Genomic DNA, 14,101 nt, shown 5'->3' on the forward strand with positions numbered 1-14,101 from the left:
TGCCGCCAGCCGCAATCAACAGGTAAGGGTTCCCCATTATCCTCGTCCGCGCAGAATATCGCCTAGTTCGCCCTGTGGGCGGTTTCGGGTGAAGGCCAGCAGCATGCCAACGGCAATACCGCCAGCAATCAGGGACGAGCCGCCATAGCTGACGAACGGCAAAGTCATGCCCTTGGCCGGCAGCAGACGTACAGCAACACCCATGTTGATCATCGCCTGAACGCCAAACATGCAGGCCAGACCGGTACCGGCCAGACGAATGAACATGTCGCGTTCGCGCATCAGCCGCAGCAGCGAGCGCACGACGATCAGCGCGTATAGCGCAATGATGATCATGACAAGGATCAGGCCGTATTCCTCGGCCGCGACGGCGATGATGAAATCGGTATGGGCATCGGGCAGCGACCATTTCACCTGCCCCTCCCCCACGCCGACGCCGAACAAGCCGCCCTCGCGGATGGCATTGGTGGCATAGCCCAGCTGGGTGGTCGGATCGACCTCTTGATTCAGAAAGCCGTCGATGCGGCGGGCAAAGTGTTCAGAATTCGAATAGGCCAGCATCCCGCCCAGAACGACAACACCGGCCATGCCCAGCAACAGCAGCATCGGGGCCCCGGCTACGAAATACATAACGCCCCAGCCGAACAGGATCAGGCAGGCCTGACCGAAATCGGGTTGCATCACCAGCATGGCCACAATGGCCATGCAGAGCGCAAAGGACCACAACCGCCCCGGAGGGCCATTGATTTCCTGTGAGGCCGCCAGCAGCCAAGCGGCCACGACGACAAAGCCGGGTTTCAGAAACTCGGACGGTTGCAGCGAGGCAAAGCCCAGCGAATACCAACGCACCGCACCCTTGCCGAAATCCGTTCCAAACACCGGCAGGAAGACCAGAGCGACGAAGGCCCCCAGAAAACCCAGAACGGCCAGACGCCGCACCAAGGTTGGAGACATCATCGAAGTCAGCAGCATCGCGATCAGCGCCAATCCGCCGAACAAGGCCTGACGCTCGACATAATGGAAGGGGTCGAACCCGTTGCGACCGGCCAGTGGCGGCGAAGAGGCCAGCCCCAGCAACAGCCCGATGGTAAACAGGATCAGAACGCAGGACATCGTCCAGCGATCGATAGTACGCCACCACTTCGGTAGAATCGGTTCTCCGCGCTGGTCCTGGACCGCGCCATACACCATCTCAGTCATGAGATACCGCCACTCTCTGCCTCGTTAACGCCCCGTTTTCGGGGTCTGGCTACGAGTCTACATGCAATTTGGCGATCAGGCCAGCCTGTTCGCGGGCAAATCGGGATTTCCCGCGCAAGACCCGCGCCGCAGACCCAGACCGCCTGTCAACCGTGTTGCGACGGCCATCGGGCGGGAGGCGGCGGGCTGTCAGACTTTGGTCAGCAGCAGCGGCACATCCAGCAGCCCCGCCACACCGAACAGTTCGGCCCTGGGGGGAGGCGTGTAACCGTTGATCGCATCAGCTTGCAGGGTTCCTGCGGCCGAGGACCAATACCAGTGGGCATTATTGAAACGCGTTGCAGATGTTTCGAGGTTCTTGAAGATGGCTTTGATCTGCACCCCATTGAGAACATTGGGCGACTTTCGTTGCATCATCGCGATTGCCCCGGCAACAAGGGCCGAAGCCCCCGAAGTGCCGCCGAATTCGGTATACAGACCAGCAGGATCGTCCACGGCCTTTTTTCGGGTTTCGACAGCCGCGGCAAGGCTGCCTTCGACATAACCCCGCGGGCCCGGCACATCCAAGGTCACCAACCGTTGAGGCGCGAATTCGACAATCGGGATCGCGTCACCACTGCCGTCGCGTTTCAGGTGATGTTTCGGGTTTTCCATATGGAAGTCAGTGGCCGAGGCTGCATCACGGTCCAGACGAATTTGATAGCGGTTGTAGATCTCACCGTCATCCGAGGGGGCGGACACGGTCAGATCAGCAGAGTGGTTCGAATACCCGGACCGGGTGCCATTGTAGTTGACGGCCCCCACCGAGATGATCCCGTTGGTTGGATCACCGGACAGGCTGGCAGGGTAAATCAATTCACTTCGACCGTCATTGCCAGCGGCACAGACCACCGGAATTCTCGTGCTGACCCATTTGATGATCTTGTCCAGCGCCGACCATGCCACCGAGATGTCGCGCGCGTCGCCGTCGGGTTCGTCGCGCCTCGTCTCGTGCAGGCGCGTCTTTTCGTGCGAGTCCAGACCCGGATAGAACGGCTCGGTGCCAGTGGCAGGGCGAAATCGATATCCCGGCCAGTGGTCCGGGTTCGCGGCATCGCGCGGAAACAGGATGACATGCGCGCCTTTGTGGAGGGCATAAAGAAACGCCGCAATCAATTCTTCCGGGCTGGGCGAGATAGACGTCGTGATCGGAATAATCCTGCTTTTGGGATCAACCCCATAATACGCCGCGATATTGCCGGTATTGCCGAATTGGTCGGTTGCAAAGCTGGTTCCGCAGGCCAGCCCGGCACAGCTGGTGCCGTGCCCGGCATAGCGATCGTCATAGGCATCGATGTAACGCTTGACGCCAAAACCCGACCTCAGCCCGGCAATCACCCGCCGTTCCTGAGAGGTCAGGCCCGGAATGCCCAAGGGGTCCTGAATGCCCGACAGATGTTGTACCTGCTCTTCGATATGCTCGGCCCCTGCCCCAACGGCAGACCGGTCGATGTATTTGACGCCGAATGGGTGGCTGGCCAGATCAAGGGCGTCGTCCCGAATGACCCTGTCCGCCGGAACCGGTCCGATATCCGGCGCTTTCAGGTTCGGGTGATGCGGGGCCACGCCCATGTCGATCAGGGCGATTTTCGCCTCGTCCAGAGCAGGACCTGTGAAATCCCAGATCGCGATATCGATTTCCGGGCAGGTCTCTCCGTCGGCGGGTGGGGGCGCCTTGACGGTCAAGGCTTTGATCGCGACCAGATGCCAGAGATAGTAATAGCGTGCGTAGTCTTCGTTTCCTGCGGTCATTTCGTCACCTCGCGTTGATCCTTAGCCCAGCCATTCGTCTTGTGCTTCGTCCATCAGTTCGTCCAGAACCTCGGTCAGGTAAGCCACGGTTTTTCTGGCCAGACTTCGCCCGGCGGCTGTGTCGCTTGGGTAATGCAGACCGGCCCATTCGCGGTTTTCAGCAATCCGCTGGGCGCGGTGGAACAAAGCGACAGTGCCCGGATGTTCGGGGATCAGCCGCGAGAACAGTTCGGCAATTGCGAAGGATTGGTAGGAATGGTTCGAGGGGTAAGCCGCATGAAAAGGCACCGGGATAAAGGGCCGGATCAGCGGCTGGATGATATTGGGTCTGGGCCGACTGAAGCGGTTCTTGTAGGTCAGGCCAATCTCATTCGTCAGTTCCAGCAGGATCGTCATCAGCGCACGTGTCGCATCAAAGCCACCCTGCTCGTCAATGCCCAGCGGGCTGAGATAGTCATCAATACCAAAGCCAGCCTGCGCCACGATTTCCTCGCGCCGTGTCGCCTGATTTGACCATTTGAGCCGACCTTGCAGGATCAGCAAGTATTCGGTTTCCTTCATGCTTTCGTCAGGGCCCGGGGGCGGCAGAAGGTCGATGTTTTCCCAGACCTTGCCCAGCAGACCGGATGCGGGCAGCATTCCGATCCGGCACAGATCGCGCATCTCGCGCCAGCCGAAGGAAGCATCACTACCGCCAAAGTCAAAATCGCTGCGGTTCCGGTTGCGATTGCGATTTCTGTTTCGGTTGCGGTTTCTGTTGCGATTGCGGTTTCTGTTGCGATTCCTGTTTCGATTCAATGCAAACGCCGAAGATGCGCTCATCGCTACAGACGCCGCGCCGAGGGCAGAACGTTTCCCGATCTCATCGTCTTTTGCATCTTTTACGCGGCTGTCGGATCTGAAGGGATCAATGAACTCTTCGTTCTCCATGAAATCAGTAAGGTCGCGCAGTTTCCTATTATCCACCAAATCGGGATTCAGTTCATGGATAACATTGAGGTATTCAATAAAGGTTTTCCGCTGCGCGTCGTAAATGAAGTTGTCCAGCGCTGATCGGTTCTCTCCCGATGTGGTGCTGAGGCCTCTGGAGTTTCTGGCAAGGTTCATCAATCTGATTACTTTGCACGAGATCAGCTCACCACGTCGGACCATCATGCCAAAACCGTTGAGCGTGGAAACGTAAGACATAAGTAAACCCCCTACTTTTACCCCTGCTTCAAGCGTGTTGCGGCAATCCGATCCTGGACAGGCCGCTTTCCATCAGTTGCGCGCTGAACCGTGTTGGCACCGGGAACCGGTCCTGCTGGATGCAGGCCAGCGACATGTCCGGTTCCAGATTGGTCAGCCGCTGCAAGGCGAACTCGCCTCGCTGCTGGTCACCTGCGTGCCCGTAAGCCGCAGCCAGATAGCGCATGACGGTCTTGAACTGCGGTTGAACCTCCATCACGGATTCGCCGAACCTGATGGATTTCTCGAACTCGCCATTGACCAGCGCGGCGACACATCCTGCCCCGTCAAACAGATGCCGGTACGGGCTGTGCCGTCCGATAAGCCGTGCCTTCTGCGCAGCTTCCACTGCCAGCGCCGGACGATCCGTGTAGCAATAGAGCATGGCGGCGGAATCCCAGCTCATCGCACGATACGGGCTGAGCTCGAGCGCACGGTCGACCAGATCCTGCGCCACCGAAAACTCTCGGAACACGTAGGAATGCACGTGGGCGACAAGGCCCAGAACAGTGCCGTTATCCGGGTCAGCCTCGACAGCGCGGCGGGCCAGATCGCGCGCCTGCGCTTCCAGTGTAGCATCCCAGGTTCCGTACCGTTCGCCGACCTTGAATGTTGTGACATAAGCCAGCCACGCAAGGTAGACCGGCTTGGGATCAAGCTCGTAAGCCGCCAGAATATCCGCCTCGAGCTGGTCCAGCCCCGGCCCAGTCATCGTCAGCAGGTGATGCACGGCGGCAACGGCGGTTTTCGCCGCGTGATGGGAGGCCGGGTCGCGCATGTGACGCCCGTTCAGCAAAGCCGTCAGCAAAGCGTCGGTGGCATAGCTGATGAACGATGTCAGACCCGAGCAGTTTTGCCCCAGAAAGTCACCCTGATCGGCCACCACATTCTGGCTCCAGATCACTTTTCTGTCTTCTGACCGCATTGCGGTGGCGGACACTTGCAACATGCTGCCACAGGTCGAAGCGCGACACTGAAGGAAAAGATCAGGTCCAGCCGACAGTGGTTCCTTTGGAAGCGCGACCTGCGGCACCCGGTAATCCTGAACCTCGAGCGCTTCGGTTTCGGTAAGGGATTTGGACAGCTGTTCCGCGACGATGTTGGACACGAATGTCGCGGTTTCGGAACTGCCACCGACATCCGGAGACAACAGACCTATCACGAAATTCGGGCGCGGTATGGAGAACGACATCTGCTCGGACCGGAAGGCCGTTGGTTTGGTGGGAACGGGAACCGGCTGTGCTTTTCCATCCTTCTCATAGGGGACGTCGATGGTTGCGCGGGCCACTTTGAACAGCTCAAGCGAGGCACCGATATTTTTGAGATTGGGCCGCCCGATCGAGTTGAACAGGAAATCCTGCCGCCCGCGCAGCGCATTACGCACAACGCTTGAGACCAGAACCTCGCCGGATGAGCCGACGCTTTCGATCCGGGCCGCCGTATTCACAGCGTCACCGATGATCTGCTGGTCAACCTCGAACGTGTCGCCCAGATGTATCCCAATTCGATACCCTTTGGCGTATCGGTCGGGGGCATGGGTCAGGATATCCTGCACCCCCAGCGCAGTTTCGACAGCGGCACGCGCGCTTGGAAAAACGGCGCACAGCCCGTCACCGGTCAGGCCGGTCACCCGGCCCCGAAAGCTGTTAACCAGATCGCTGACGCAGTTCAGATCGCGGCGGATTCTGGCCAGTGTTTCAAGCTCGGCCTCGCGGACGGCGGCAGAGTAATCACATGCATCAAGGAACAGGATCGCCCTGAGCCGCGCCTTGGGAAGGTCGCTTGGATTGTTCAAATTCAGAGTAATACCCATGATCGTGTCTCGGAACTCTTTAACTTGTTGAAATGTGCCACCCCGAAAACAGGCGGGCTGGCACGCATCAGAGGCGTGTTGTGATTGCAAATGCAGCCGACGGGTGTGAATGGCGCTGCATTGCGCGGGGCGGGCCACGGGCCTGAATGGAAATCACGAGGCATTAATCGGCCCGCTGATGAGATTTGGTTTCTAAAATGCGTTAAGTTCAAAATAATAAGGGTTATTGTATTGTTTTAGTGAACTTCCGTCGACATATTTTTATTTTTGAACATATTTTTCGGTGTAATTTGGCCAATTTACCCGGCACCTGTGGCGCTTGGTACTTGGCGGGAAAGACGGGCTGATGCGGCAAGACTTCCCGTTAGGAGTGCGCGAGGGCTGATCCCGGCCAAGCACTTGGTATTGAACCGGCCCGATACTTTTGAACCAAGCGGATGGCCCGACACAGTTGCGGCTAACTGACACCGGAAATCGATTCTCCAAAAAGTATCCGAACGTTGTAATGCATTCACCGTTTCTGCCAGACATGCCTGCCACCACCCTGTTCGGTGGCCCCACTTGTGGTGGGATCAGGTGCCTTGCACAACCTGAACGGTGCCGCATTTTGACCGGACCCGGGCATGGCTTTCTGCGATCTGCACCCTTCCAGCCCCGCCCCGCGACGCGCGCGCAAAATCCCGACAACCAGCCCAAACCGGCCCCCGTGCAAGGGTGTCACCGCCCGCAGGCCCCGATTTTCCGGGAATCATTCACCTGACAACTAAATCCTTTGCCTCGGGCCCGATGCGCCGGGTTTCACCCTTGTCATCGCCGAAAATCCACGCCAAGGGCGGTGCATGAGGTTCGATACGATTATATTGGGTGCCGGAGCGGCAGGAATGATGTGCGCGGCCCGTTGCGGTGGGCGGGTGCTGGTGATCGACCACGCCAAGGCGCCGGGCGAGAAAATCCGCATCTCGGGCGGAGGGCGGTGCAATTTCACCAATATGTATGCGGGGCCGGACAATTTCCTGTCGCAAAACCCGCATTTTTGCAAATCCGCGCTGGCGCGGTTTACGCAGTGGGATTTTGTCGATCTGGTGAACCGGCACGGCATCAAATGGCATGAGAAAACGCTGGGGCAGTTGTTCTGTGATGGCTCCTCAAAGCAGATCATCCAGATGTTGCTGGACGAGATGAGCCGCGCCGGCGCCGAGCTTTGGGTGCAGACCGCGCTGCGTGATCTGCGCAAGGAGGACGCCGGATTCGCGCTGGAGGTCGAGCGTGAGGGGCAGCGCCTGCATCTGACCTGTGCCAATCTGGTGCTCGCCACGGGAGGCAAATCCATCCCCAAGATGGGCGCGACCGGGCTGGCCTATGACATTGCCCGACAGTTTGGCTTGCGGGTGACCGACACCCGTGCGGCGCTGGTGCCGTTCACCTTTTCGGATGGCCGGTTCAAGGACCTGTCCGGTGTTTCCCTGCCCGTGCGGCTGTCGAATGACCGCACAAGTTTTGACGAAGCGCTGTTGTTCACCCATCGCGGCCTCAGCGGGCCGTCCGTTTTGCAGCTGTCCTCTTATTGGCGCGAAGGTGAGGAGATCGGCGTGAACCTGATCCCCGAACTGCCCCTGTTCGATCTGCTGCGCGCGCAACGGCAAAACGCTGGGCGCAGGGCGCTGACAACGGAACTGGCGCGGCATCTGCCGTCCCGGTTGGTTGAATACCTGAGCCAAGTCATCCCGATGTCCGGCAATCTGGCTGATCAGTCGGACGCGAAGCTGTCTGAACTGGTCGAGGCCCTGTCTGACTGGCGGCTGGTACCGTCGGGAACCGAAGGGTATCGCACCGCCGAGGTCACACTGGGCGGAATAGATACCGATGATCTGTCGTCGAAAACGATGGAGGCCAAGGTTGTCCCTGGCCTCTATGCGATTGGCGAAGCGGTGGATGTCACCGGGTGGCTGGGCGGCTACAACTTTCAATGGGCGTGGTCATCAGGCCATGCCGCAGGTGTCGCCATTGCCGCCAAGAATTAACCTACGACGTTATACCCGCGACCGCGCATGCAGTTGCGCACGATCACTTCCTGGTTCTGGGTGTTGCTGATCGCGCTGGCACCCACACCGACCAGAGCACCGGCGGCCGCCGCACGGCCCAGATCGCTGGCGCTGTTGTCGATGATCGCTGTGGTTGCCGCCGCACCAGCCGCGCCGATGGCGGCAGCGCCCGCGGTGTTGCTGTCCAGCGTCGGGCGAGACCGGGCCAGCGCCTGACAATTGGCCAGATCGGACTGGTAGTTCGGACCCACAGGCCCGTCGATGATAGGAACATAATTCGCCCCGCTATTGGCGCAGGCCCCGGCCAGCGCAACGACGGGAAGGATGGAGAGAATTTTGCGTGCAGACATTTCCGCTTCCTCTTTCTTGAACTGGAGGTGACGCAACCTCAATTCCAACAAAGTGTCAATCTGATTGAAAAATGTCCACATCGACCGGCGGTCTGTTGCAGGTGCGGCCTTAGCACAGCCGTTTTTGCACCTGCGCCGTGAAGTCGTCGCCACGCTGTTCGAAATTGTCATATTGATCGAAACTTGCCGCGGCCGGGGCCAGCAGAACGGTCTCGCCCGCCTGCGCATCCTCCATAGCCTGCGCCACTGCCGCCTCCATCGTGGTACAAACCTGTGCGTCGGACGTCAGCTGCATCGCAAAGCCAGCTGCCTCACGGCCGATGACATAGGCTTTGATCACCTGATCCGCTGCTGCGTTCAGGGCTGCGACACCGCCTTCTTTCTCAAGCCCGCCACAGATCCAGCGGATATTTTTGAACGCCATAAGCGCTTTCAGGGCGCTGTCGACATTGGTCGCCTTGGAGTCGTTGACATAGATAACTCCGCCCGCCTCGGCGATGATCTGGCTGCGGTGGGGCAGGCCCGGGAACGCGTGCAGCGCATCCTCGATCACGCGCGGCGCAAGGCCCAGCGACCGGCAGGCCGCATAAGCCGCGCAGGCGTTCTGGTGGTTATGGGCACCGGGAAGGCCCTTGATCGCGCGCAGGTCGATGGACCCGGCCTGCCGCCCCTTGCGGTATTCCGACAAAAACCCCTTGCGCGCGAAGACCTGCCATCCCGGCCCGGTCAGCTTTCGCGTTACCGAGATACGAATTACGCGGTCATCCGCTGGCCCTTCGGCCAGCTGGCCAGCAAGAAAGGCGCCTTCGGTTTCATCGATGCCGACGATCACACGGTCCGGGCCGCCTTCGGCAAAGAGGCGCCGTTTGGCCGCGAAATATCCCCCCATGCCGCCGTGGCGGTCCAGATGGTCGGGCGACAGATTGGTAAACACCGCCACATCCGGGGTCAGCGCACGGGCCAGTTCCGTCTGATAGCTGGAAAGTTCCAGCACCACGACCGAGCCATCACCGCCCGGACCGATATCCAGAACCCCGCGCCCGATATTTCCGGCCAGCTGCGCCTCGCGCCCGGCCTCGGTCAGGATGTGATGGATCAGCGCCGCGGTAGTGGATTTCCCGTTCGAGCCGGTGACGGCGATGACACGTGGCGGAGTGTCATAATTGCTCCATTCCGGCCCCGCAAAAGAGCGGAAGAACAGCCCGATGTCATTGTCGACCGGCACGCCTGCACCCAAGGCTGCGGCAACCACGGGGTTGGGTTCGGGATAAAGATGCGGAATGCCCGGTGAAACGATGAGCGTGGCAATCGTGTCAAACGCCCCCTGTTTGCGCAGGTCGGCACAGGAGAACCCTTCGCCCTCGGCGTTGGCGCGGGCTGTGGGGTTGTCATCCCAGCAGACCGGTTCCGCCCCGCCTGCGCGCAAGGCGCGTGCGGTTGCCAGACCGGACCGGCCCAATCCCAGAACCGCAACTTTCTGCCCTGAAAAGCCTTTGACCGGGATCATTCTACACACCTTCTTTGATTTGGATTTGGAGGCCACACTGCACTGAAGAAAATCACAATGACAAGGGGCGTGTCAGGCTTGCGCTGTGGCGCGAGCCGGGCCCAACAGGTGGCAGGAGGGCCGCAGGCCCACCGAACCTGGCGGGAGCCTTACCGCACCTTCAGCGTTGCCAGACCGATCATCGCCAGGATCAGCGAGATGATCCAGAAGCGGATGACGATGGTCGGCTCGGCCCAGCCCTTTTTCTCATAATGATGATGGATCGGGGCCATCAGGAAGACCCGCTTGCCGGTGCGTTTGAAGTAGAGGACCTGAATGATCACGCTCAGCGCCTCGACCACGAACAGGCCGCCAACAACGGCCAGAACCAGCTCGTGCTTGGTGGCCACGGCAATGGCACCCAGCGCGCCGCCCAGCGCCAGCGATCCGGTGTCGCCCATGAAGACCGCCGCCGGGGGGGCGTTGTACCAAAGGAACCCCAGACCCGCACCAAAGAGCGCTGAGGTAAAGATAAAGATCTCACCGGTGCCGGGCACGTAATGCACATCGAGATATTCGGTAAAGTCGACGCGGCCCACGGCATAGGCGATCACGCCCAGCGTCGAGGCGGCGATCATCGCTGGCATGATGGCCAGCCCGTCCAGACCGTCGGTCAGGTTTACTGCGTTGGCGGCCCCTACGATCACGACAATCGCAAACGGAATATAAAAGATGCCCAGATTGACCAGCGTGTCCTTGAATACGGGTACAGCCAGCTGGTTCTGCAACGCTTCGGGGTGGTGCAACGTCGCCCAAAGCGAAGCCAGCACGGCAATAATCACGCCCAATGCGAGGCGCATCCGCCCCGGTACGCCCTTGGTGTTCTGTTTCGACACCTTGGCATAATCGTCCGCGAACCCGATGGCCGCATAAGACAGGGTCACGAAAAGCACCATCCAGACATAAGGGTTATCCAAACGTGCCCAGACAAGGGTCGAGGTTACAAGAGCCCCGACAATCAGCAAACCGCCCATTGTTGGCGTGCCTGCCTTGGAAAAATGCCCCTCGGGGCCATCATTGCGGATCGGCTGGCCCTTGCCCTGCTTTCTGCGCAGCACGTTGATCAGCGGTTTTCCGAAGATGAACCCAAAGATCAGTGCCGTCATGAAGGCACCGCCTGCGCGGAAGGTGATATACCGGAAGAGGTTCCAGAAATCCCCGCCATCCGACAGGGCGGTCAACCAGTACAGCATGACAATACCTTTCTCACACGAGGCGCACGGGCGTGATCACCCATCAAGCGCGCCCCCTTGCCCCATTTTGCGCAGACCGTCAACAATCGAGGCCAATCCCATGCTGAGGGAGCCCTTGGCCAGCACAGTATCGCCATCCCTGACCAGCGAAGGCAACCGTTCGGCCATCTCGGTGCTGGTTTCAGACCAGAGGCCGCGTTTTGCCGGGGGCAGCGCGTGGTGCAGTGCCCGCATCAACGGGCCGATACAATGCACCTGATCAACATGTGCCATCGCTTTGGCATCGGCCATGGCGGCGTGCATCGCCTCTTCCTGCACGCCCAGCTCTTTCATATCGCCCAGAAAGGCGATGCGGCGTTTGCCTTGTGAGGCGGCGAGCACATCCAGCGCGGCCTCCATCGAGGTCGGGTTGGCGTTATAGCTGTCATCCAGCAGTTCGATCTGCCCGCCGCCGGGCAGAGGAATGCTTTCCCGAACGCCACGCCCCTTGACCGGGGACCATGCACGCAGCCCCGCGATAGCGTCATCCAGATCGACACCCAGTTCAACGCAGGCTGCCAAAGCCCCCAGCGCGTTCATGGCGAAATGCGTACCGGCAGAGTTCACCGCAAAGCGGAGTACCTGATCACCAACGGCAGCTTCGGCAATCACGGTGTTCGCCCCCTGCTGAACGTCGGTCAGCCGGTAATCCGTTGCGCCTTGGCCGAAATCCACGATCCCGGCCCCCTGCCCAAGTGCCGTTTGGCGCAGGATGTCCGCGTGGTCGATATCTGCGTTGACGATTGCCGCGCCACCGGGTTCGAGCCCTTCAAAGATCGCTGCTTTTTCATGGGCGATGCCAGCCACATTCTCGAAGGCTTCCAGATGCACCGCCGCCACGGTTGTAACCAGCGCCACATGCGGGCGGGCCTGTCGGGCCAGCGGGGCAATCTCGCCCGGATGATTCATGCCAATCTCGATCACCGCGAATTCAGTGTCGCGCGGCATCCGTGCAAGGGTCAGCGGAACGCCCCAGTGGTTGTTGTAACTGGCCACGCTGGCATGGGTTTTGCCTTGCGTTTCAAGGATCACGGCCAGCATTTCCTTGGTCGACGTCTTACCGACACTGCCGGTCACCCCTACCACACGTGCATTCGTTCTGGCGCGTGCTGCCTGCCCCAAAGCCTCGAGCGCCGCCTGCACATCATCAACGATCAGCAGTGGTGCGTCTGGCGATACGTTGTCGGGAATTTGCGAGACCAAAGCCGCGCTCGCGCCTTTCTCAAGCGCTTGGGCAACGAACTCATGCCCGTCCCGTACCGCTTTCAGCGCAACAAACAGATCACCGGGTTGAAGGGTGCGCGTGTCGATGGAGACACCATCAGCGGTCCAGTCGGTCGTGACCCGTCCACCCGTTGCCTGAGCGGCCTCGGATGCTGTCCAGAGCGTCATGCGACCCTCCCGTCCAGCGCGGCGACGGAAATGCTGGCCTGTTCGGCATCATCGAAGGGCAGCACCTGATCGCCAACGACCTGCCCGGTTTCGTGGCCCTTGCCCGCAATCAGCAGTGCGTCGCCGGGTTGCAGGGCATCGATGCCGCGCAGAATGGCTTCGGCGCGGTCGCCGACCTCGGTCACGCTGACGTCGCCCGCTGCCTCGAGCGCACCTGCCATGACAGCGGCGCGTATGGCGGCGGGGTCTTCGCTGCGTGGGTTGTCGTCGGTGACGAAAACCATATCTGCGTGGTTGGCAGCTGCCTTTCCCATCAGCGGGCGTTTCGTGGCATCGCGGTCGCCGCCCGCGCCGACAATGGCGATCAAACGACCCATCACATGCGGACGCAGCGCCTTGAGAGCGGTGGCCACGGCGTCGGGGGTGTGCGCGTAATCCACAAAAACCGTCGCGCCGTTTTCGCGGGTTGCGGCCAGCTGCATACGCCCGCGCACGGTGGTCAGATGCGGCAGCGTTTCAAAAACCCGTTCGGGGCTGTCGCCCGCGGCAATCACCAGCCCGCAAGCCAGCAGGATGTTTTCGGCCTGGAACCCGCCGATCAGGTTCAGGCGGGTCTGGAAGGTCCGGCCCTGCCACGCAAATCGCAGATCCTGCCCGGTGGCATCGAACCGCTGGTTGATCAGGCACAGATCGGCGTCGCCCAACCCGACGGTCAGCACCGATTGACCGCGCGCCTGGGCGATCCGGCGGACCCGAGACCCCTTGGGATCGCTCAGATTGATGACCGCGGTGCCATCCTGCGGCAGAACCCGGTCGAACAACCCAGCCTTGGCTGCGAAATACGCTTCAAAAGTCTCGTGGTAATCCAGATGGTCCTGCGTGAAGTTCGAAAACCCGGCAGCGGTCAGGTGCACGCCATCCAGGCGGCGCTGTTCGAGGCCGTGGGACGAGGCCTCCATTGCGGCGTGGGTCACACCGTTTTCGGCGGCATCCGCCAGACAGCGATGCAGGGTGATCGGCTCGGGCGTGGTATGGGCCAGCGGTGCGGTCCATGCCCCTTCGACCCCGGTTGTTCCAAGATTGACGGCCGCGTGGCCCAGTTCGGTCCAGATCTGGCGCACAAAGGTGGCAACCGAGGTTTTTCCGTTGGTTCCGGTGACCGCGACAATGGTCTGCGGCATCGCGCCGAACCACAACGCGGCGGCCCCGGCCAGCGCCTGACGCGGGTCTTCGACAACCACCAGCGCCGCATCCGACGCTGCAAGATCAGCTGCTGCGATTTTCGCCCCTTCGGCATCGGTCAGGATGGCGGCGGCCCCCATGCGCAGGGCGTATTGGATGAACGTGCCGCCATGAACCCGCGTGCCGGGAAGGGCTGCAAACAGGAAACCGTCTTTCACCTCACGGCTGTCAACGGCCAGACCGGTGATCTCGGGGTTTACCCCGCCTCGTGCGGTCAGGGCCAGTTGGCTGAGTTTCTTTGTCCTTGTGCCCATGACCCACCTCTT

Annotated in this window: 10 protein-coding genes; 1 reads left to right on the forward strand and 9 read right to left on the reverse strand. The window is 60.6% G+C overall.

Annotated features, from left to right (window positions below; genetic code table 11):
* Positions 1-36 precede the first annotated feature (36 nt).
* The 4 genes from ftsW to AC2FND_RS07905 form a co-directional block, all read right to left on the reverse strand.
* On the reverse strand, positions 37-1,200 hold the full coding sequence (gene ftsW, locus AC2FND_RS07890; protein WP_209504524.1) for a putative lipid II flippase FtsW: 1,164 nt from the start codon (positions 1,198-1,200) through the stop codon (positions 37-39).
* 189 nt (positions 1,201-1,389) lie between these two features.
* Complete coding sequence (locus AC2FND_RS07895) at positions 1,390-2,991, reverse strand: S8 family serine peptidase (RefSeq protein WP_496768978.1); 1,602 nt, start codon at positions 2,989-2,991, stop codon at positions 1,390-1,392.
* A gap of 21 nt (positions 2,992-3,012) precedes the next feature.
* Positions 3,013-4,179, reverse strand: coding sequence for a phosphatase PAP2 family protein (locus tag AC2FND_RS07900; protein ID WP_496768980.1), 1,167 nt, complete (start codon positions 4,177-4,179; stop codon positions 3,013-3,015).
* 28 nt (positions 4,180-4,207) lie between these two features.
* The gene (locus AC2FND_RS07905) at positions 4,208-6,031 is read right to left on the reverse strand and encodes an adenylate/guanylate cyclase domain-containing protein (protein ID WP_496768982.1); all 1,824 of its coding nucleotides are present in this window, start codon (positions 6,029-6,031) and stop codon (positions 4,208-4,210) included.
* Between the two features lie 839 nt (positions 6,032-6,870).
* On the opposite strand from AC2FND_RS07905, the gene AC2FND_RS07910 reads away from it, so the two are divergent.
* Positions 6,871-8,052, forward strand: coding sequence for a BaiN/RdsA family NAD(P)/FAD-dependent oxidoreductase (locus tag AC2FND_RS07910; RefSeq protein ID WP_496768984.1), 1,182 nt, complete (start codon positions 6,871-6,873; stop codon positions 8,050-8,052).
* On the opposite strand, the gene AC2FND_RS07915 is transcribed toward AC2FND_RS07910, so the two are convergent.
* The 5 genes from AC2FND_RS07915 to AC2FND_RS07935 all read right to left on the reverse strand — a co-directional run bounded on the left by AC2FND_RS07915 (position 8,049) and on the right by AC2FND_RS07935 (position 14,089).
* Complete coding sequence (locus AC2FND_RS07915; protein WP_480475937.1) at positions 8,049-8,423, reverse strand: glycine zipper family protein; 375 nt, start codon at positions 8,421-8,423, stop codon at positions 8,049-8,051. The genes AC2FND_RS07910 and AC2FND_RS07915 overlap by 4 nt on opposite strands.
* Positions 8,424-8,532: 109 nt before the next feature.
* Positions 8,533-9,930 carry a UDP-N-acetylmuramoyl-L-alanine--D-glutamate ligase gene (murD, locus tag AC2FND_RS07920; RefSeq protein ID WP_496768985.1) on the reverse strand — a complete coding sequence of 466 codons (1,398 nt, stop codon included), beginning with the start codon at positions 9,928-9,930 and terminating at the stop codon, positions 8,533-8,535.
* 149 nt (positions 9,931-10,079) lie between these two features.
* Positions 10,080-11,162: a phospho-N-acetylmuramoyl-pentapeptide-transferase gene (gene mraY, locus AC2FND_RS07925; RefSeq protein ID WP_267363338.1), complete on the reverse strand. Its 1,083-nt coding sequence runs from the start codon at positions 11,160-11,162 to the stop codon at positions 10,080-10,082.
* A 36-nt stretch (positions 11,163-11,198) separates the two neighbouring features.
* On the reverse strand, positions 11,199-12,593 hold the full coding sequence (locus tag AC2FND_RS07930) for a UDP-N-acetylmuramoyl-tripeptide--D-alanyl-D-alanine ligase (RefSeq protein WP_496768987.1): 1,395 nt from the start codon (positions 12,591-12,593) through the stop codon (positions 11,199-11,201).
* Positions 12,590-14,089, reverse strand: a complete 1,500-nt coding sequence (locus AC2FND_RS07935) for a UDP-N-acetylmuramoyl-L-alanyl-D-glutamate--2,6-diaminopimelate ligase (RefSeq protein WP_496768988.1) — start codon at positions 14,087-14,089, stop codon at positions 12,590-12,592. Before AC2FND_RS07935 ends, AC2FND_RS07930 begins: the two co-directional genes overlap by 4 nt.
* Positions 14,090-14,101: the final 12 nt, after the last annotated feature.

This window comes from Ruegeria sp. BHSB056, assembly GCF_059613305.1.